Origin of the sequence: Brumimicrobium sp. (genome assembly GCF_048268645.1) — a bacterium.
Classification (GTDB): domain Bacteria; phylum Bacteroidota; class Bacteroidia; order Flavobacteriales_D; family Crocinitomicaceae; genus Brumimicrobium; species Brumimicrobium ulvae.
The window spans coordinates 565,686-586,123 of sequence record NZ_JBLWVE010000001.1 but is presented as its reverse complement, the minus strand read 5'-3'; the positions used below and the strand labels follow the sequence as shown (position 1 = coordinate 586,123).

The 20,438-nt window shown below is 36.7% G+C and carries 16 protein-coding genes; 12 read left to right on the top strand and 4 right to left on the bottom strand.

Annotated elements, in window-relative coordinates; translation table 11 throughout:
- Nucleotides 1-15: 15 nt before the first annotated feature.
- Nucleotides 16-2,595 (bottom strand): lamin tail domain-containing protein, encoded by a 2,580-nt coding sequence (locus ACN0U3_RS02415; RefSeq protein ID WP_417265001.1) that lies wholly within the window; start codon nt 2,593-2,595, stop codon nt 16-18.
- Nucleotides 2,596-2,771: 176 nt separating this feature from the next.
- Between ACN0U3_RS02415 and ACN0U3_RS02410 the strand changes: the two genes are divergently transcribed.
- Nucleotides 2,772-3,773: an aspartate-semialdehyde dehydrogenase gene (locus tag ACN0U3_RS02410; RefSeq protein ID WP_417265000.1), complete on the top strand. Its 1,002-nt coding sequence runs from the start codon at nt 2,772-2,774 to the stop codon at nt 3,771-3,773.
- 89 nt (nt 3,774-3,862) lie between these two features.
- Nucleotides 3,863-6,718 carry a PD-(D/E)XK nuclease family protein gene (locus tag ACN0U3_RS02405; protein ID WP_417264999.1) on the top strand — a complete coding sequence of 952 codons (2,856 nt, stop codon included), beginning with the start codon at nt 3,863-3,865 and terminating at the stop codon, nt 6,716-6,718.
- Nucleotides 6,719-6,773: 55 nt separating this feature from the next.
- On the opposite strand, the gene ACN0U3_RS02400 is transcribed toward ACN0U3_RS02405, so the two are convergent.
- Complete coding sequence (locus ACN0U3_RS02400; RefSeq protein ID WP_417264998.1) at nt 6,774-7,508, bottom strand: peptide deformylase; 735 nt, start codon at nt 7,506-7,508, stop codon at nt 6,774-6,776.
- Nucleotides 7,509-7,756: 248 nt separating this feature from the next.
- On the opposite strand from ACN0U3_RS02400, the gene ACN0U3_RS02395 reads away from it, so the two are divergent.
- Nucleotides 7,757-8,530, top strand: coding sequence for a hypothetical protein (locus ACN0U3_RS02395; protein WP_417264997.1), 774 nt, complete (start codon nt 7,757-7,759; stop codon nt 8,528-8,530).
- Nucleotides 8,531-8,734: 204 nt separating this feature from the next.
- Here the strand turns inward: ACN0U3_RS02395 and ACN0U3_RS02390 are convergent, their stop codons facing one another.
- Entirely contained in the window at nt 8,735-9,226 is a 492-nt protein-coding gene (locus tag ACN0U3_RS02390; protein WP_417264996.1) for a GNAT family N-acetyltransferase, read from the bottom strand.
- Between the two features lie 394 nt (nt 9,227-9,620).
- On the opposite strand from ACN0U3_RS02390, the gene ACN0U3_RS02385 reads away from it, so the two are divergent.
- From ACN0U3_RS02385 to ACN0U3_RS02350, 8 genes are all read left to right on the top strand, one after another.
- Nucleotides 9,621-10,397, top strand: a complete 777-nt coding sequence (locus tag ACN0U3_RS02385) for an enoyl-CoA hydratase/isomerase family protein (RefSeq protein ID WP_299202069.1) — start codon at nt 9,621-9,623, stop codon at nt 10,395-10,397.
- 251 nt (nt 10,398-10,648) lie between these two features.
- Nucleotides 10,649-11,644, top strand: coding sequence for an LLM class flavin-dependent oxidoreductase (locus ACN0U3_RS02380; RefSeq protein WP_417264995.1), 996 nt, complete (start codon nt 10,649-10,651; stop codon nt 11,642-11,644).
- An 84-nt stretch (nt 11,645-11,728) separates the two neighbouring features.
- A complete protein-coding gene (locus ACN0U3_RS02375; RefSeq protein WP_417264994.1) occupies nt 11,729-13,207 on the top strand; it encodes an oligosaccharide flippase family protein in 1,479 nt (492 codons plus the stop codon).
- 190 nt (nt 13,208-13,397) lie between these two features.
- Nucleotides 13,398-13,832, top strand: a complete 435-nt coding sequence (dut, locus tag ACN0U3_RS02370) for a dUTP diphosphatase (RefSeq protein ID WP_417265105.1) — start codon at nt 13,398-13,400, stop codon at nt 13,830-13,832.
- A gap of 3 nt (nt 13,833-13,835) precedes the next feature.
- The gene (locus tag ACN0U3_RS02365) at nt 13,836-14,846 is read left to right on the top strand and encodes a sugar phosphate nucleotidyltransferase (RefSeq protein ID WP_417264993.1); all 1,011 of its coding nucleotides are present in this window, start codon (nt 13,836-13,838) and stop codon (nt 14,844-14,846) included.
- Complete coding sequence (locus ACN0U3_RS02360) at nt 14,846-16,582, top strand: tetratricopeptide repeat protein (protein ID WP_417264992.1); 1,737 nt, start codon at nt 14,846-14,848, stop codon at nt 16,580-16,582. Before ACN0U3_RS02365 ends, ACN0U3_RS02360 begins: the two co-directional genes overlap by 1 nt.
- Nucleotides 16,563-17,375, top strand: a complete 813-nt coding sequence (locus ACN0U3_RS02355; protein ID WP_417264991.1) for a DUF4292 domain-containing protein — start codon at nt 16,563-16,565, stop codon at nt 17,373-17,375. The genes ACN0U3_RS02360 and ACN0U3_RS02355 overlap by 20 nt, the downstream gene beginning before the upstream one ends.
- The gene (locus ACN0U3_RS02350) at nt 17,368-18,669 is read left to right on the top strand and encodes a peptidoglycan DD-metalloendopeptidase family protein (RefSeq protein WP_417264990.1); all 1,302 of its coding nucleotides are present in this window, start codon (nt 17,368-17,370) and stop codon (nt 18,667-18,669) included. The genes ACN0U3_RS02355 and ACN0U3_RS02350 overlap by 8 nt, the downstream gene beginning before the upstream one ends.
- Nucleotides 18,670-18,788: 119 nt before the next feature.
- On the opposite strand, the gene ACN0U3_RS02345 is transcribed toward ACN0U3_RS02350, so the two are convergent.
- Entirely contained in the window at nt 18,789-18,950 is a 162-nt protein-coding gene (locus tag ACN0U3_RS02345) for a hypothetical protein (protein WP_299202086.1), read from the bottom strand.
- Nucleotides 18,951-19,019: 69 nt separating this feature from the next.
- Here ACN0U3_RS02345 and fumC point away from each other — a divergent pair, with 69 nt between their 5' ends.
- On the top strand, nt 19,020-20,417 hold the full coding sequence (gene fumC, locus ACN0U3_RS02340; RefSeq protein WP_417264989.1) for a class II fumarate hydratase: 1,398 nt from the start codon (nt 19,020-19,022) through the stop codon (nt 20,415-20,417).
- The last annotated feature ends 21 nt before the right edge of the window (nt 20,418-20,438 follow it).

The window sequence follows — 20,438 nt, the reverse complement described above, 5'->3', positions numbered from 1 at the left end:
TAAAATAAATGTCCTTTATAGTCGTCCAGACAAAGTCACCACTTTTCTTATTGTTTGTGTTTTACTTGAATCCAAATTAAACACATCAAACAATATGATGTAAGGTCCTATCGAGGCTTTTGTACCATCTTCTTTTGTTCCTTCCCATTTTACAGACCCTTTCCCTCCTAAAAGTTCTTGTTTAAACAAGGTCTTAATCATTCTTCCTTTATCATCGTAGATAACTAAATCCCCTAACAAATCAGGCGCAGAAACTTCATAACTGAGTACCAGCGCGTCTTCATATCCGTCGCCATCAGGAGAAAAAGTCTTTGAAGACAAGGTTAATGTCCCTCCCTCTTCACCTGGTTTCATGTCTTGAGAATTCACTCTTCCTGGCGTAGCAAAACCAATGGTTTCACTCGAACTGTGCCAATTTGAAGCTGTATTTGATGCTTTTTCGGCTGAAAAACGTTCTAAACTCACTCCTTTTTTTGATTGTAATAATGAAAAATGCCAGTCTTCATGATAAGCAACTTTATCCATCACCTCATTATTAAAAATCAAATAAACTGTAGAAGAATCATTGTTATAGCTAGGTAAACTAGACATTTGTAGAAATTTTCCAGGCACTGCTACTGGATAATTCATCAGTTGAAAATTACTATCTGCAGTTAACACAACATAATCCTGTGGTTTCAAAATATAGGATTCGGTAATTTGCTTTTGATTGGCTACAGCACCATCCTTAAAGTTAGCTAATTCCCAATCTTTTAAATCAATGTATTTATCAGAATGATTATAAATTTCAACAAAGTCTGAACCACCAGTTAAGGGATTAAACAGAATTTCATTGATGATTAAGTCGCCTTTCACAGGGGTTTGTGGCAAGACAAAAGTACCCGCATAACTATTTGTATTCCCTGAACAATCAGAAAAATTATTTATTGAATACGTATAAACCTGACCAGGAACAAGGACTTCATTGAACACGAAAGTAATTTCAGTTGGATATTTCCCGATCAAAGTTCGTGATGCAAGAGATAGGTTTGGGTGAGAAGTAAAAACAGCATTCTCCAAACTCAAAGAATCCATTCCTTCTGAAAAATAAATGGTTAATGTATTTGGAAGTTCAGGCGTTGTATTCACAACTGTTGGTGCTTGAGTATCTGGTAGGTTGTCATAAACGCTATTTTGTGCTCCTGGAGTTCCTCCACTCGGGTCAATACTTGCTCGCCAATTATCTGCTGATGAACAAAGCAACTCAGGATTGATTCTTTCTATACTCCACCCTCCATTTTGCTTACTTTCATCCTTGTACCAAGCATCTGTATAGCTTAAAAAATCAACAACAATTCCATTATCTGTAGCTAAATGAATGTCATCTCCGCTATTGTTCAAAGTTGCCCAACTGGTTACATTTGTAGCTTGAGGATAGTCTGTTAATCCACTCGTAGGAACCAAAATCAAAAATTGACCAGGCAGCATCCAAACATCTTGAATTGTTCCTGTTGAATTATTGTCGCTCAATTTCCAACCATCTAAATGAAAATATTTATTGCTTCGGTTATAAAGTTCTACATATTGAACTTCTGGCATTCCAACTGCTGGATTTTCCCTTGGAATAAACTCATTGATTATAATATCTCCAAACTCAGGAGTTTGTGCTTCAATATATTGAAAAGCCTCACTTTGTGTTGACATCGCATTTCCGGCATAATCTTCAACTCCATTTGCAGTTAAAGTGTAGATAGAGCCCACATTAAAAGGACTAGCAAATGTTAGGGTAAACAATGCTAAATTCGAAGCGTCCTGTTGTACAGATGTTGGATTACCGATTCCCCCATCAACTGAATAGTTTAAAACATCTTCTCCTGTTGTTTGATCAATCCCTTCATCAAACAAAACCTCTAAAACGGTTGAAGAAATGGGGGTTACTGAACTTAAGTTAGGTGGCGTATTGTCAATTTGAATTGGTCCAGCATAAATATCGTCATAAGTGAATTTTGTTACATTGCTGGTCGTGTATTTCAACCAGACACCAAGGTGCTGACCTAAAACAGTGGCCGTATGATTGGCAGTAGCATCCAACTGAAAAGCTGTTCCTCCGGCTAAATCTGTATACAATTCCCAATCTCCATTGGCACGATAAATAACTTTCACATTGATTTCAAAGCTCGTGGCAACAATAGCGGGTGTACTGGTGAGAATATTGGTTTCAACCCCACCACTTCTTTCAATTAAATAAATTGGATCATTGCTGCCGTTTTCACCTATACGCACAAAAATTCCATCTGGAGCAGTAGATAAATCAGAATCGCTTGCAGTCAAATAAGTGTCCCCATTATTGTTATTTGATGGACTAAAAGCATAATTGATTTTAAACCGCCATTCCCTGTCTTCTAATTGCGTTAAGGTATGCGGGGTGGATAAATAACTTTCACCTGGTGCTGCTGCATTCAGCTGAAGTTCACTGTTGGTATTCACGATAAAATCAGTCACATCACCAACCCACGTAGGATTATTTGTAAAGTCTCCATCATCAAAGGAATCACTCATTTGTCCCCATGAAGTGAAAATGAAAAAGCTGCAAAAAATCAATAATAGTTGTCTCATAATTTTTTCTTACTCAGTAGTGTAAACTACAATATCTCATACAAATATAAGCGTATTGAATCATTGCCAAAACTGTTTGACTGAGAATTGCGATAAAAGATGGTATTCTATGGATTGTTTGAGCTAAAACAACTGTTCCAAATAGAAAAATAATTACATTTGGAAAAACTGAAAATATGAAGCTTGCAATTGTTGGAGTAACAGGAATGGTCGGACAAGAAATGCTAAAAGTCTTGGGAGAAATGAGTCTTCCCATAACTGAATTAATTCCAGTAGCATCAAAAGGTTCCGCAGGTACTAAAATTAAATTTGGTGGACAAGAGCACACCGTTGTTGATGTTGAAAAAGCATTAAGCATGAAACCAGATGTTGCACTTTTTTCTGCAGGAGGAAATATATCTCTTGAGTGGGCACCAAAATTCGCTGCAATTGGTTGTCGTGTAGTCGATAATTCTTCTGCTTTTAGAATGGATGAAGACAAAAAGTTAATCATTCCAGAAATTAATGGTGATCTCTTAACAGAAGATGACTTCATCATTGCCAATCCGAATTGTTCTACCATTCAAATGCTCATAGCCTTAGCTCCATTGCATCAATTGTATACCGTAAAAAGAGTGGTCGTTTCTACATACCAATCCATTTCTGGAACAGGAGCGAAAGCCGTTCAACAAATGGATAACGAACGCCAAGGAATTCAAGGGGAAATGATTTATCCTTATCCTATTGACCAAAACGTTTTACCGCATTGCGATGACTTTTTAGACAACGGTTACACCAAAGAAGAAATGAAATTGGTGAATGAAACAAAGAAAATTTTAGACCCTAAAATTGCGGTAACAGCTACCGCAGTGCGTGTTCCCGTTCAGGGCGGACACTCTGAGGCTATCAATGTAAGTTTCGAAAACGATTTTGACTTGGCCTTTATTCGAAAAATATACCACAACAACTCTACAATTCATTTACAAGACAATCCTGATACAAATAGCTATCCTATGCCTTTATATGCGGCAGGAAAGAATGAAGTTTTTATTGGTCGCCTGAGAAGAGACGAAAGTCAAGAAAACACATTAAACATGTGGGTAGTTGCAGATAACTTACGTAAAGGCGCAGCTACCAATACACTTCAGATTGTTCAGAAATTGATTGAGAAAAAGATTATCAAGATTGGGACTTTTTAAAAAATTAAAAAGTATAAATAAAAAGCGAAAATTGTGTTAAAGCACCATTTTTTGTCTTTTATTTTTCATTCTAAAAACTAAAACAAACCATGAGCCATTTTATCGACCGTATCGCACAACATATTTATGACGAACAATTAGAGTTAGAGCACTTGACCATTGTCCTTCCTTCGCAACGTGCGAAAAAATATTTACAACGTGCTTTATTTAAGGTGTATGGCAAACCCATTTTCTCCCCGAAAATCATTACGATGAACAGATGGGTGCAAGAACTATCCTCCTTACCGATTATCGAACCAACAAGAGCGCTTTTCAAACTATATGATGTCCATTTAAAAGTAGATACGGAAGAACCCCAAACTTTAGATGAATTCTTTAAATGGGGAAAAACTTTGCTCAGTGATTTTGATGAAATGGATCGCTACCTCATCGATAGTAAAGACTTGTTTCGGAATTTAGCAGACATCAAAGATATTGAAAATTGGAGTTTTGACAGTGAGGAACAACTTACCGAAGGTCAACTGCGTTTTATGCGTTTTTGGGATTTACTGGCAGATTATTACCAACATTTCAATGAAAGGTTAAAAAAAGACGGTGAATGTTATATGGGAATGGCGTATAGGAACTTAGCCACAAACATAGACGTCGCTTTTGAAGAAGATAAAGCTTCACATTTCATTTTTGCTGGATTTAACGCCCTTTCTCCTGCCGAGATTTCAATTATGAAACAATTGAAAAATATGGGGAGAGCTGATGTTTTCGTAGATGCAGATGAATATTACCTCAACGATAAAAACCATGAAGCAGGTCGATTTATTCGCGATTTATTTAGCGAGTTAAAGGTAAAAGAACTGCCTTTTGTGGTGGATAAAATCGGTAAAGAAAAAAAAGTTTTTAATGTCATCAACTGTGCACAACCCACTGGACAAGCAAAAGTGAGTGCAACAATTTTACATGATCAAATTCCACACAACGAACTTTCTGAAACTTTGCTTTTACTGGCCGATGAGAAACTAGTGGTTCCTGTGATGAAGAACATCCCTAAAAATGTCGGCGAAACGAATATCACTTTAGGATTGCCTTTGAAAAACACCGCCATCAAGTCTTGGGTAGACATGCTGTTTACCGTGCAAGAACACTTTCAGCAATTCAATTCAAAACAGATATATCACAAAGATTTTATTCGCTTTATCAAACACCCTTTTATTACAGGGTTTTGCAACAAGGAAGAGAGTCTAGCCATAACAAAAGTTGAACATAGAATACTGAGTGGTAACTGGACATTTATATTTCCTAGCGCTTTGGATTTAGGCGAACGTATCTCCCAACTGATTGATTTGTTTTTTACTCCTTGGAAAAGCGACGAAAAGAAGTATTCGCTGGAACAAATACGAAGTTTAAATCAAATTATTTACCAAAGACTCAATAATGAGCAAAATGCGATAGAAAGGTCAATTTTATATCATTTTGACCGATCTTTGGTCAAGTTAGAGTCCGTTTTGGAAGAGTTTACCCCAGATTTGCGTTTGGGAACCTTTAAATCTTTGTTTAATCAACATTGGGTGAATGAAAGCATTGCATATTACGGAAATCCACTAGATGGCTTGCAAGTCATGGGGTTATTAGAAACCCGATTGATTGATTTTAAGAACATGATAGTCGTTGGGTTAAACGATGGAAGTATGCCACCAACGAATGCTATTCAGACCATTATCCCAATGGATTTAAGGAAGTACCACAATTTGCCAACACCAAGGGAAAAACAAGGACTCTTTGCACATCACTTCTACCGTTTGTTGCACCATGCAGAAAATTGTTGGATTACTTATTCTTCGGCAGACAGAGACATGGGAGGGGTGGATGAACCATCGCGCTACATCATGCAATTGCAGTTGGAACTTTCACGTATTAATCCTTTAATTGAATTCAACACTTCCGATTATACGATTTCCAATGAAGATGAACAAAGCGAAGAAATCACAGTCCAAAAAACAGATGCTGTTCTTAACCGTCTGGATGAATATTTTGGTAAACGCACTTCTGCTTCAGCCATAAAAACTGCGCTGCGTTGTCCTTTAGATTTTTACTACAAATACCTGCTCGGGTTTGGAGAAGAAGACAAGGTCGAAGAAGAGATTGAAGCAAGTACGTTTGGAAACTTTATCCACAACACTTTAGAAACCTTATACGATGATTTTGCTCAACTTGACAAAGAAGGAAATAAACGAGATGCTCACAAGTCTTTGTCAACCGTTGACATTGATGAAATGATTAAAAAACAAGGCGAGGTGATGAAAAAACATTTTTACACCTTCTTTAATTATGAATCCAATCAGAGCCTAGAAGGAAAAAACTATCTCAGTCTTGAAGTCGCCCAACATTTAACCGATCGTTTTTTAAAGAAAGAACGTCAAAGTTTAAAAGACCATGATGGACATTTATTCATTGTAAGTTTGGAGATGGAGTTGACTAAATCTTTAACCTTAAACATTCATGGAGAAGACAAAACCGTCAATTTCATCGGTTTTATAGATAGAATTGATGAATTTGAAGGCAAAAAACGCATTATTGACTATAAATCGGGGAAATGTAGTGAAAAGGATGTGAAAATCACCAAACCCTCAAGAAAAGGCATGACCGAAGAAGAAATGGTTGGAGATTTAATCGGAAAATTGAAAAGAAGCAAGTATGCTTTTCAAATGCTAGTGTACAACATGCTGTATAAAGATAAGTTTGGTGAATACCCAGATAAAGTAGGGATTATCTCTATGGTAAACTTGAATGATGGCCCATTCTATATGGCCAATGAACTGACCGAAACAATCGAGGAGTTAATGGAGTTATTTGAGAAAGTTTTGACGCAGATTATAGAAGATTTATACAGCACAGAATACGATTTCGAGCACGATACCAGAAGTAAATATTGTGATTATTGTGAAGGGTGAATCTAAAGCAAGTCAAAATGTGATTAACTTCCTTTAATTTGTTTCAATATTCATGCTAATAATCTTCTAGGCTCTTACCCAATTGATAACCTTCAATCAATAACGGTAAGGTATCGTTTGCGGGTTCAAAAAATGGTAATTCTCCAATTTCAAGTTGATGATCCAATTCGGCTTTTGGAAGAAAATGATTGGCGTGGTCTAAATAAGTGCCATTCATCAAATGCCTATATTCATGTTGAAATATGACTGACGCAAATCCTTCTAATCGTCCACGTTGGGTCTCCCCTTTTTGATTTTGACACTCATATTCAATCCAACTAAAAGTCGCTACGTTTCCCCTATCTTCATTTTCTGCGCTCAAGCATCCGTGCCAAAAGTTTTTGCGTTCCTTAGATACTTTGGTAATTTTTGGATTGATAAAAACTTGATTTTCTACTGCCCCTAACACTTTGTATCTCGGATTATCATTCATCGCCTCAATGATAAAAATTTGCAGTCTTTTTCCAAGTTGATTTGCGGCTATTCCAACCCCCTCTTCTCTCATCATAACTGCATTCATGCTGTCAATAAATGTATTGAGTTCAGTAGAATTAAATTCATCCTGTTTAATGCTACGCGGTGTTAAGTACAAAGCGTTTTGATCTCTTCCAACAGAATCTATAGGAATGTGTTGAACAACCTTGAATCCTTCTTCAGGTATTTCTAATGTTAAGGATGGATCTACTGAGCAAGAAGTTTGGGATAGTGCTGTCAAGATGACAAGGCTGTATATTAAATAATTTTTAATCATAAATTGTCGCATTTTTGTACTGTTGAGAAGGACAAGATAAGGTAATTCACTACTTTTCTCTAATGAATCGATCTTATTGTGTTTTTTTTCACAGTTTTAGCATCAAGAAGAGAAACTATAGATAAAAAAGTTAAAATACACTGCATAAATCATTAAATCAACTAATTATCAACCTATTAATCACATTTCATCTATTTAATCGGCACGTTTATTGGAGCGTGATTTCGTTAATTTTAAAATCAAATACTATGAATTCTACACTAATTAAAGCTACTGCTCTTGCTTTACTATTTTTAACACCGCTACAAATTAATGCGCAGGAGAATGATTCTACTCCAGAAAAGGCGGGAATTGATAATTGGGATAATTTTAGAGAACGAGACGCTTCAGTTTTTTATTTTAACTTCTGTGTACCTGAAGCTTATGTGAGCTCTATTAAAGCCAAACGAGATTCAAAGGTCTTTTCGGAAGTTTCAACTTATATCAATTTTGATATTGCTAAATATGAACTTTTTCAGATTTTTGAAGAAGAACTAAGCAAAAAGACAAATAAGAAGATTGTAGTTGCCGACCCAGATCAAGAAGATAAAACATTTAAAGCCTATTGTCCAGGCTGTATGTCTTCCAGCGGAAAATATGGTTTCGACTATTTACCTGGTTGGATGTTCAAAAAGTTTTTGCAGTATGATTCAGAAGTTCCCTATCTCATAAAAACAACAGTTGAAATTCAAGAAAAGATTTCTTTGAAGTCTGATCTAATGCCCAATCATTTAAAGCCAAAATGCATTATCACAATAACTATTTTTGATAGAGATAAAAATAAAATAGGAAACTATAAGTACGTTAAAAAAAACTTTGATAAAATTCGTGTTAATTCATCAACGAATAAGGTGTATGACCGTTTATTGAAATCAGAATGGAACCTTAAAGCTACAGCTGGATTAAGTTTATCCGATATCATGAGTATTTATGTTCAGACCCTACAAGAGATGATGGCGAATACGGATATTATAATGCCGTAAGTTGTTTTTGAAAGTTGTTCGGCAAGCCCTGCCGGAGTTGAATAACTAGCTGAAAAATAATATACACAGTAATTCAAGGGTGTCATAGCGACCAAAGGAAGCTTGTGATGCCCTTTTTAAGTACCTAACAAATGAAAAACAACCCGTTCAACTCCGTTCAGGACATCGCTATAAAACGCAGATAGATTAGTCTTCCAAATAACATTACAAAGTCAACACCATCCAAACATCACATGCGAAATGGCCAGAGTCGCCCAACGGACTTTCAACTCTTTGAAAACCAATTTTCTCATACAACACAATGGCTTCCTTTAAACTTGGAAAAGACTCGAGGTACAAATGGGTATAGCCTTTTTCTTTTGCATAAACAATACTTCTATCCATGAGTTGTTTTCCAATTCCTTTGCCGCGGTATTCGCTTTTTAAGTAAATTTTTACCAATTCTGCATAACCTTTGGGTAAGTTTTTCGTCGGGTAAATTCCACTTCCACCAATGACTTCTCCATCCAGTTCTGCAATGAAATAACCGCTTTTTGGTGCTGAAGAAAAGGTTTTGTAAAGTTCATCTGTGGTCGGATCAGTATAGACAGTTCCGGGTTTTGCTTCGCCGTATTCTTCCAAAGCTGTGCGAATAATTTTAGCGATGAAAGGATTGTCTGAAGGCTGGATTTTGCGAATGAGTATATTGTTTTTCATTATTGGATGTTTGGAGCTTCGAAATTAGTATAATTGAATAAAGAAAAGAAGTAGAAATAAGGTAGAGATTCGCAAAGGGCGTTATAATTAATTACTTTTAGAGTGAAGTAGAGAAAAAAATGACGCAAAGTTTTCGTGGAAATACTGCGAACTAACGTTTCAATGTTGTTTTAATTCGTAATTAACTTCGTTGAGGGCTAAAGCCGTTCGTAATTGATTAACCAGTTTTCCACTCTTCGTTTTCGCTCTGTTTCTCACACTGTTTTACCCTCCCTCTGTATCTCTCCGTCAGCTGACGGAAGAAGTGCTGCAAACAAATTCGTCATTATAATTTTAATTCGTAATTCCACTATTCGTAATTCGTAATTGATTATTTTAGCATAAAAAAATCAATATGAGTTACGAAAATATAACGACAGCACAAAAAGAGCGTATTCATTACATCACTGTGAATCGTCCAAAACAGTTAAATGCTTTAAACAAAGCAACAATTCAAGAATTACACCATGCTTTAAAAGCCGCTAACGACGACAAGGGAACCCGTGTAATCATCTTAACAGGAAGCGGAGATAAAGCTTTTGTAGCAGGTGCAGACATCAAAGAATTTGCTGATTTTGGAACAGAAGACGGAAAAGCACTTGCTGCTGAAGGTCAAAAGAAATTATTCGATTTTATTGAAAATTTATCTAAACCAGTAATTGCTGCAGTGAATGGTTTTGCCTTGGGTGGTGGATTAGAATTAGCTATGGCTTCACATATTCGTGTGGCTTCTGACAATGCTAAACTCGGTTTACCTGAAGTTTCATTAGGTGTTATTCCAGGATATGGTGGAACACAACGTTTAGCACAATTGGTTGGACGTGGAAAAGCAATGGAAATGATTACCACTGCAGGAATGATTTCAGCAGAAGAAGCAAAAGATTGGGGATTGGTAAACCATGTTGTTGCGCAAGATGAATTAATGGCTTTGGCTGAAAAAATCGCAAGTAAAATCTGCAACAACTCTGGAAATGCAATTAAATCGGCAATGAAAGCTGTAAACGCAAATTACACCGACGGTGTGGATGGTTACGCAGTAGAAGTTGCTGAGTTTGGAAATTGTTTTGGAACAGAAGAGTTTGTTGAAGGGACTACCGCTTTTGTGGAGAAAAGAAAACCTGAGTTTAAATAAAGCTGAAGCTTTATTTAGGATTATGGAAGAGTAGGGAGTTAAGAGGCGAAATCAATTTAGCTTTGCAAATAATTAGTCTTTCTATTTTAGAAAAGATAAATGCTGATACGATGTGTCGGCATTTTTTGTTTGATTATCCTTTTTTCTCCCCCTCCAAAGGGGGGGAGACTTCATTTAAGCGGAAACTATTCAATAAACCCCTAAACAAATCCTATTCTCAATTGTCTTACTATTAGTTAACAAAGTAAACTATGAAAAATACAAAATATTCTATACTCGAATTGGCAATGGTCAACGACAATACCACACATGAAACGGTGTTTAAAAACAGTGTTGAGGTGGCTCAAAAAGCCGAAGAATTGGGTTATCATAGATTTTGGTTAGCCGAACACCACAATATGGTAAGCATTGCCAGTTCTGCAACTGTAGTACTGATGGGTCATATAGCAGCCAAAACGAATTCAATTCGCGTGGGTTCTGGTGGGATAATGTTGCCCAATCATTCACCTTTGTTGGTAGCTGAACAACTAGGAACTCTTGGAAACCTTTTTCCAAACCGTATCGACTTAGGTTTAGGAAGAGCACCAGGAACTGATCAAGTAACGGCACATGCTATTCGCAGTGATAGAATGCAATCGGTTCACAACTTCCCTAATGAGGTAAGTGAGATTCAAGGTTATTTTGAAAACACTTCGTCAGCAACAAAAGTCCGCGCAACTGTTGCGGAAGGCGTGAATGTGCCCATTTATATTTTGGGATCGAGTACAGACAGCGCGCATCTTGCAGCTCAAAAAGGTTTACCTTACGTTTTTGCAAGTCACTTTGCTCCTGCTCAATTACACAAAGCGTTGGCTATTTACCACAATGAATTCCAACCTTCAAAATATTTGGACAAACCTTATACTATTGCCGGAATAAACGTAATTGCTGCTGCAACTTCTGAAGAGGCAGAACGCCGTTCTACAAGCATGTACAGAATGATGTTGGGAGTCCTCACGCAACAATTAGATTATATGAGAGCACCAATTGAAATGAACGATGATATTCGCCAATTGAGAATTCACCCAGCACTTCAACAAATGTTAAACTATACTTTTATTGGTGACAAGAATGAGGTGAAAGAACAAACTGAAAAATTCATCAAAGAAACAGGAGTCGATGAACTGATCAGCACTTCATATTTATACCATCAAAAAGACCGTTTAGAATCCTTGAAGATTTTCGCCGAGATCATGAAGGGAGAGTAGTACTTTCATTAAAAATCACAAAAAACAATTAGAAAATCGGCATTCCAAAGATTCCATTTATCTTAGCGCTAATATTGTATCGGAATGAGCAACCCTTTAAAGAAATTAGCAGGACAAACAGCGGTTTACGGTTTATCAAGCATCGTTGGACGTTTGTTGAATTACCTATTGGTTCCTTTGTACGTTGGTGTTTTTGTTAACACTTCAGATTATGGAGTCGTTTCTGAACTCTATGCGTGGATTGCTTTCCTAATGGTATTGCTCACTTTTGGAATGGAAACCGCTTTCTTCAAGTTTCTTTCTGATGATCCTGAAAATAAAGAAAAGATCTTCCGTAATTCCATGTTGAGTATCATAGTTGTCAACATAGTTTTTCTTTTGTTGATTCTTTTCTTCAATGGCGTGATTGCCGATAAACTTCTCTTCCCTAACAATCCTGAATATATTATTCTACTGGGAATAATCGTTGTTATTGATGCTACATCAGCCCTCCCTTTGGCAAAATTACGCGCCGAGGAGAGAGCAAAAAAATTCGTACTGGTCCAGCTCACAGGAATAGGCTTAAACATTGGACTGAACCTCATCTTGATGCTTTTGGTTTTTCAGCCAAATATAGATGAACCAGCAGTCGGAATACGTTTTATTCTGATGGCCAACCTAATCGCTTCATTGGCCAAACCGACCATTCTTTACAAAGACTTTTTAAAGTTAAAATGGATATGGGATACTCAACTTATACGCAGTATGGTGAAGTACTGCTTTCCATTGGCATTGGCAGGATTCGCTTTCATCATTAACGAAACCGTTGACCGTATTTTACTCAAGCACCTCACCTATCAAAATTCGATTGGAGAGTTAGGAACTGAAGCTGCTTTGACTTTAGCAGAGTCTCAGGTAGGTATTTACAGTGCTAGTTACAAATTGGCCATGATGGTCACCATATTTCTTCAGGCTTATCGCTATGCTGCAGAACCTTTTTTCTTTGCTCAGGCTAAAAACAAAGACAGGAACAGAACCTATGTAAAAGTGATGAACTACTTTGTAGGAGCCGTGTTTTTGAGTTTTCTCGGAGTCGCACTTAACCTTGACATATTCAAATATTTCATTCCAAACCCAGCCTATTGGGAAGGTTTAAGAATTGTTCCTATACTCCTACTTGCGAATGTTTTTTCAGGAATTTATATTAATCAAAGTATTTGGTATAAACTCAGTGGACAAACAAAGTTTGGGGCTTATATCGCTATGGGTGGTGCGGTTTTAACCTTAACATTAAACTTTATTTTTATTCCAATTTATGGCTATATGGCCTGTGCTTGGGCCACTTTTATTGTTTATGGCGGACAAATGGTTGTTTCTTACCTCCTCGGTCAAAAGCACTATCCAATCCCTTATAATTTAAGAAAATTCGGTTTATATAGTATTGTTGCAGTCTTAATTTATCTACTTCTTTCTTGGATCAATATTGAGGCGGGAATAGTACAGTTTGTAATTCACAATCTTTTTATCTTGCTCTATGTTGCATTGGTCTATTGGATGGAAAAGCCCAAAACCAATCGAGCATAAGTTTGACCTCTACCAGTTAACCTAGAGTAAATAGTACAAAGCATTCTGAAAGCACACAACACTAAAAGGAATAAATCCGTCAATACTCAAAGGATTCTCAAGAAAAAAAAGTACTTTTGGAGACTGTAAAAAAATGGAATTCAATCTATTTAATTACATTAAGTATTTAACAACAAACAGAAAAGGAAGAATGAAAGTTAAAATCATCAATCGTTCGAAACACGATTTGCCTCAATATGAAACAAAAGCTTCTGCTGGTGTAGATTTACGAGCAAATATTTCTGAACCTTTTACACTTCAATCTTTAGAAAGAAATCTTGTGAAAACAGGTTTGTTTATAGAAATTCCAGAAGGATATGAAGCACAAGTTAGACCGAGAAGTGGATTGGCCATCAAACACGGTATCACTGTTTTGAATAGTCCAGGAACAATCGATGCAGATTACCGTGGTGAAATAGGTGTGATTTTAGTCAACCTTTCACAAGACCCGTTTGTTATTGAAGATGGAGATAGAATCGCCCAACTTGTTTTTTCGAAAGTGAAGCAAGCCAAATGGGAACTAACCGATGAGCTCTCTGAAACTGATCGTGGAGAGGGAGGTTTTGGAAGCACAGGAAAAAAATAAATCATGAAAATAATCGTACCAATGGCGGGAAGAGGTTCTCGCTTAAGACCACACACCTTAACCGTACCTAAACCACTTGTACCTGTAGGTGGAAAACCAATTGTTCACCGTCTTGTTGAAGACATTGCAGGAGTTTGTAGTGAACCCATAGACGAAATTGCTTTTGTAATTGGTGATTTTGGTAAAGAGGTTGAAGAAGAATTAATAAAAGTTGCTGAGAGTCTCGGCGCTAAAGGGAGTATACATCACCAAACTGAACCTTTAGGAACAGCTCATGCCGTTTTATGTGCAGAAGAAAAGCTTGATGGCCCTGTCGTTGTCGCATTTGCAGACACTTTATTTAAGGCCGATTTTAAGATTGACCCTAAAGACGATGGAATTCTATGGGTAAAACAAATCGAAGACCCTAGTGCTTTTGGGGTGGTTAAAATGAATGACAATGGCGAAATCATTGACTTTGTTGAAAAACCACAGACTTTTGTTTCAGACCTTGCTATGATTGGAATTTATTATTTCAAAGAAGGGAAAGACCTGAAAACAGAATTAAATTACCTCATCGATAACGACATCATCAAAGGAGGAGAGTATCAACTTCCTGATGCCCTAAGACGATTGACTGAAAAAGGCAAGATTTTCAAGCCTGGAAAAGTGACTGAATGGCTAGATTGTGGAAATAAAGTTGTGACTGTAAATGCCAATCAGCGTGTTTTAGAGTTTGATAGAGAAAAAAACATTGAACTTGTTGATCCATCAGCTAAAATTAACAACAGTGTTATTATCCCTCCTTGTTTTATTGGCAAGGATGTTGTTTTAAACGATAGCGTTGTTGGACCTCATGTTTCTTTGGGGCAAGGCACAAAGGTAAATGGAAGTATCATCAAAAACTCTATTGTTCAAGCTAATGCAAGCATAAAAAACATAAATCTTAAAGATTCAATGGTTGGTAATCATTCGAATATTAATAAAACTCCGCAAGACTTAAGTGTTGGAGATTATACCACAATGGATATTTAATGAAAAATTTTTTCCTCATATCATTTATTCTGTTCTTCTCCTTGACCGCTATAGGTCAAAGGGGAAAGAACAAATCGCTTCAAGAAGAGGCATTAGATGATATTGAGGTGCTTTCATCAAAAAACCATCCTTATATCGAACTGTTTCACAAAGCCGTTCGTGAGAAAATGTCCGGCAATTATACCGAAGCCAAAAAGTTATTCAACGAATGTCTTAAAGAAAAGCAAGACGATGATGCCGTTTATTTTGGACTGGCAGAGATTGCCAAATCTGAAAACAACAGTACAGCCATTCTTGAAAACTTTAAAAAAGCTTATGATTTAGACCCCGAAAACACTGTTTACCTCCAAGAATTGGCCTACATCTATGCAGAACGAGCAAACTTTGAAGAGGCCGAATTGCTTTTTGGGGAAATGTGCGCGCGTGAACCAAGAAACTTAGACTTCATTTATGGCTACAGCAAGGTTTTGATATTCAATAAAAAATATGAAGCTGCAATTGAACAACTAAACAATCTTCAAGAACAAACTGGAATTGTTCCAGAATTGGCCATCATGAAAGCCGATTTATACACAGAGTTGAAAAACACTGTGAAAGCAGAAGAAACCCTTCTAACACTGAAAAAAGAGTTTCCAGACGACCTAGAGGTACTAAAAAGTGTGATTAGCTATTACGAACAACAAGGCGAAAACAACAAGGCCATCGACATGATTGAGGAATTGATTGACAACGACCCTAACAATGGTATTGCTCACTTTGTATTGGCCAATAATTATTTAGAACAAAACGAAGTCGATAAGTTTATAGAGATTGCTCCTAAAGTTTTCTCGTTTAAAGATGTCAACGTACATCAACAACTATCTATTCTCGACCAAATGAGTAAACACCTTGCGCTAAATCACCCCAAGATTATCATGGCGACAAAAATGATGTATGCTAGCTTTCCGGAGAACGACCTTGTCTTATTGAATTATGGAAACTCCTGTGAAATCCTAAAGAAAAGTAAAGAAGCATTAGCAGTATACCAAAAAGCCAGTAAGGTCAACCCCAACAATTTCGAGGTTTGGTTAAAGTTATTAAACTTCGAAAGTGACTATTTGGAGTATGAAGCTTTATACAAAGATGGAATGGAGGCCATCGACTTATTTCCGACAATGCCTTTCACTTACTATTCTGCTGCAGAGGGTGCATTAGCAACAAACAAACCAGATGAAGCGATTCAATTATTGGCAGCTGGAGAACTATACCTATTAGGAAATGAAATTCAGTCTGCGCTTTACAGCATGCGAAAGGGAGAGGTTTATTTTCACAAAAAAGAATACAAAAAAGGAATTGTTGCTTTTGAAAAAGCTTTAACAAAAGATGCTGATAATCCAAACATTAAGATCAACTATGCATTTTGTCTAGCGAAAGCCAATATAGCTCAAGATGTTGCAAAAGAATTATTAGAGCATATTCCAGATAAAAACAAAAACCCTAACTATTACAAGGCTAAAGCGACTGTAGCATTAAATAGTAATCAAATTCAAGAGGGTATAAAGTCCCTAAAAAAAGGAATTGATTTATTGTTGAACAATGCAGAGTTGTATGATTTACTAGGTGATTTGTATATTAAAAATAAGGCTTCTCAACGTGCAATAGAAGCATGGGAAAAAGCACAAACATACGAATCTAGAAATAGGATTTTATCCAAAAAAATAAAAGAAGTTACATATTATGCTCCGAAATATAACTAAACTGATTTTTTCAGCTGTTCTGATGATTTCTTTGGCTTCTTGTGGCGCGAAGAAAAGCGCAGATGAAGAGAACACACACAAGTTACCAAAGGTAAAGGAAGAGTTGTTGATTAATCGACTAGACAGCCTTTCTAAAGAACGTCCGGAGCATTTCTACACAAAGTTAAGTTCCAAATATTCTGACAGCAAGTACAATGTGTCCTTCAAGACTTCAATCCGTATGCGAACAGATAGTGCTTTTCACGCCCTAATCACATTTGCACGTATTCCTATTTACAATACCATGGTTACTCCAGACACCTTAACCATTGTTGATAAACGAAATAACTGCTACATTCAAGAAGGAATGACCTACTTAAAAAAGACCTTCAATGTTGATTTTAAGCATGAAAACATCGAGGAATTGATTTTGGGAATGCCTATTGCCTGGGATTCAAATGTAGAATATCACCAAATCAAAGACCCCTACAATTACATCGTTTCATCTCAGCCCAAAAGGAACATTCGCCGTTTAGACGCAGATGACGATGTATTGATTCGTTATTATTTAAGCAATGACACCAAGTCTTTAAGACGATTGGTTATTGATAGTCCGAAAGACACAACGACAATTACTGTTAACTATTTCGGTCGAGAAATGATTGACAATTATAGTATTCCGACAAGTGGGGACATCAATGTTAAAACCCCAAGAGAGGATATTTATGTAGACTTTAAATACAATAAGTCAATTATAAATGAACCAAGAGTATTATATTTAGCGATACCGAATAAATATGAAAGGTGTGAATAAGATTGTATTCTTGTTTTTAATAGTGTTTTTTGCTGTCTCCTCCCCTGTGTGGTCACAGTCTGGGTCTCAACGTCTCAAAAATGAACAAGCCACATTAGAAAAACAAATTGCATCTACGAAGACACTTCTAGAAAAATCGAAGAAAAACACACGTCTTTCCTTAGAGGAAGTTAATCTTATTGAACGTCAAATCGAATTTCGTGAACAGCTCTTGCGCAACATAGACAATCAAATTCGTTCTTCAGAACTAAAAATCGAACAGAAAGAAGGCCGAATACAAGAGCTCAATGCAGAGATTGAACGCCTCAAAAAGCAATATGCCCAATTGCTACTCTATGCCTACAAAAAACGTAATAAATATGGTGATTTGATGTTCATTTTTAGCGCAAAAACAGTTGAGGAGGCTTTAAAAAGAAAGTTATACCTTGAGAAATTAGCAGAGATTCAGCAGAAACAAATGCGCTTAATTCAACAAAACACAGTTTTATTAAAAGAAGAAATAAAGGAACTCGACCTCGAAAAAGAAAAACAACTCAAGCTAGCAGACCAAAAGAAGGTTGAACGTGCAGAAATTGTTAAAACTAAAAAAGCCAAAGAAGAAATATATAAGCGTTTTAAAGAACAAGAGGACGAATTACTTAAAGAATTAGAGAAGCAGGAAAGGGATAAGGAAAGGTTAAAACAAGAAATTGCTGCTGCCATTCAGAAGGAAATCGCTGCAGAAAAAGCACGAATTGCCAAAGAAAAACGTGAAGCTGAAGCACGTAGAAAAGCTGAAGAAGCAAGAAAAGCTGCTAATACCCCGACAGTTGAAAAGCCTAAAAAACCAGAAAAGGAATTTTCACTTACTGCTGAAAGCGTGCTCATTGGTGAAAACTTCGCTTCTAATAAAGGAAAGTTACCATGGCCTGTTGAAAGCGGAGCCATTAGTCAAGACTATGGGAAAAACAAGCACCCGACTTTGCCAAATGTTTACACTCAAAATAATGGAATTGATATCAGCACCCCAAAAAATGCAAACGTACTAGCGGTTTTCAAAGGTGAGGTGACAAGTGTCATAAATATTCCTGGAGCTGGAAGAGTGGTAATTATCAAACATGGTGATTACCGTACGGTATATTCCAATTTGCAGGATGTATATGTTACCAAAGGAAGTATGGTAGAAACTAAAACACCCATTGGTTCATTATTGCCTAACCCTACTGGCGATATTTCTGTTGCTCACTTTGAAGTACATCATGTAAAAGGAAATTCAGTGAGTCAATTAAACCCAAACTTGTGGATCGCAAAATAACCTTAGGTAAAGTTTTTTTGTACTAGGTGTTTAGTTTATCGAATAAAGGTAGAATCTACTCAACAAAAAAAGGGAACCCTTTAAGAATTCCCAGAAATATTATCTTAACGAAAAGCCTATTAAGCTTTTTCTTCCTCGTCGTCAAAAACTTTCTTAGGACGCATTTGTTCAATAGCACCTAGAGTAATCCAATAAGGAACAGCGAATGCCATAAGGAATAATAATAGCCAAAAAGCCATACCTCCAATTAAAATAAACATAACAATACCGAAAATACTCATGATATATTAATTTTGTAATCTATATTATGCGGTAAAAGTAAAAAATAATTTAATAAAAAACGATATATTATGGAATATAGAGTGGAAAAAGACACAATGGGTGAGGTTAAGGTACCTGCCGACAAGTATTGGGGTGCTCAAACTGAGCGTTCTAGAAACAATTTTAAGATTGGTCCTGAAGCTTCAATGCCATTGGAAATTATCCATGGATTTGCATATTTGAAGAAAGCTGCTGCTTATACCAATTGTGAACTGGGTGTTCTAACTGAAGAAAAAAGAGATTTAATTGCTCAAGTATGTGATGAAATCATTGCTGGAAAACACGATGACCAATTCCCATTAGTAATTTGGCAAACAGGTTCTGGAACACAATCAAACATGAATACAAATGAAGTGATTGCGAATCGCGCTCATGTTTTAGCCGGAAACAAATTAGGAGAAGGAGAAAAAACACTCCAACCTAATGATGATGTAAACAAATCACAATCTTCAAATGATACTTTCCCTACAGGAATGCACATTGCGATTTACAAGCGTATTGTAGAAACAACTGTTCCTGGGGTGAAACACTTACGTGATGTTTTAGACCAAAAAGCAAAAGACTTTAAAGACATTGTGAAAATTGGTCGAACGCACTTGATGGATGCAACACCATTGACATTAGGCCAAGAATTTTCTGGCTATGTGGCACAATTAGACCACGGGCTAAAAGCGCTTGACAACACTATGCCGCACTTAGCAGAAATTGCATTAGGAGGGACTGCAGTTGGAACAGGAATCAACACTCCGAAAGGATATGCTGAATTGGTAGCAAAAAAAATTGCTGAATTTACTGGATTACCATTTGTTACTGCTGAAAATAAATTTGAAGCTTTAGCTGCACACGATGCTTTGGTAGAGACGCATGGCGCATTAAAACAATTGGCTGTTTCAATCAACAAAATTGCAAATGATATCCGAATGATGGCTTCTGGACCGCGTTCAGGAATTGGTGAAATTATCATCCCAGCAAACGAACCTGGGTCTTCAATTATGCCAGGAAAAGTAAATCCAACCCAAGCGGAGGCAATCACTATGGTTGCAGCGCAAGTTATGGGGAATGATGTTGCGGTTACTGTTGGTGGTATGCAAGGTCACTACGAATTGAACGTTTACAAGCCTATGATGGCTGCAAACTTATTACAATCAGCACGATTGATTGGAGAAGCATGTGTTTCATTTGCAGACAACTGTGCTGTTGGTATTGAGCCAAATCAAGCCCGTATTGATGAATTGGTCAATAACTCGTTAATGTTGGTGACAGCATTAAATACAAAAATCGGTTACTACAAAGCAGCTGAGATTGCAGGAAACGCACATGAAAAAGGAATTACTTTAAAAGCATCTGCCTTAGAACTAGGTTACCTAACATCTGAAGAATATGATGAATGGGTTGATCCAAAGAAAATGACAGGAGAAAATCACTAATTGAAACTGAACCACTATGGA

Bases quoted from the DNA above. Each gene is read 5' to 3' on its own strand.
- ACN0U3_RS02355 (WP_417264991.1), top strand. From the start codon at position 16,563: ATGCTCCGAAATATAACTAAACTGATTTTTTCAGCTGTTCTGATGATT.
- ACN0U3_RS02345 (WP_299202086.1), bottom strand. From the start codon at position 18,950: ATGAGTATTTTCGGTATTGTTATGTTTATTTTAATTGGAGGTATGGCT.
- ACN0U3_RS02360 (WP_417264992.1), top strand. From the start codon at position 14,846: ATGAAAAATTTTTTCCTCATATCATTTATTCTGTTCTTCTCCTTGACC.
- ACN0U3_RS02395 (WP_417264997.1), top strand. From the start codon at position 7,757: ATGAATTCTACACTAATTAAAGCTACTGCTCTTGCTTTACTATTTTTA.
- ACN0U3_RS02390 (WP_417264996.1), bottom strand. From the start codon at position 9,226: ATGAAAAACAATATACTCATTCGCAAAATCCAGCCTTCAGACAATCCT.
- ACN0U3_RS02415 (WP_417265001.1), bottom strand. From the start codon at position 2,595: ATGAGACAACTATTATTGATTTTTTGCAGCTTTTTCATTTTCACTTCA.
- ACN0U3_RS02380 (WP_417264995.1), top strand. From the start codon at position 10,649: ATGAAAAATACAAAATATTCTATACTCGAATTGGCAATGGTCAACGAC.
- dut (WP_417265105.1), top strand. From the start codon at position 13,398: ATGAAAGTTAAAATCATCAATCGTTCGAAACACGATTTGCCTCAATAT.
- ACN0U3_RS02405 (WP_417264999.1), top strand. From the start codon at position 3,863: ATGAGCCATTTTATCGACCGTATCGCACAACATATTTATGACGAACAA.
- ACN0U3_RS02375 (WP_417264994.1), top strand. From the start codon at position 11,729: ATGAGCAACCCTTTAAAGAAATTAGCAGGACAAACAGCGGTTTACGGT.
- ACN0U3_RS02385 (WP_299202069.1), top strand. From the start codon at position 9,621: ATGAGTTACGAAAATATAACGACAGCACAAAAAGAGCGTATTCATTAC.
- fumC (WP_417264989.1), top strand. From the start codon at position 19,020: ATGGAATATAGAGTGGAAAAAGACACAATGGGTGAGGTTAAGGTACCT.
- ACN0U3_RS02410 (WP_417265000.1), top strand. From the start codon at position 2,772: ATGAAGCTTGCAATTGTTGGAGTAACAGGAATGGTCGGACAAGAAATG.
- ACN0U3_RS02365 (WP_417264993.1), top strand. From the start codon at position 13,836: ATGAAAATAATCGTACCAATGGCGGGAAGAGGTTCTCGCTTAAGACCA.
- ACN0U3_RS02400 (WP_417264998.1), bottom strand. From the start codon at position 7,508: ATGATTAAAAATTATTTAATATACAGCCTTGTCATCTTGACAGCACTA.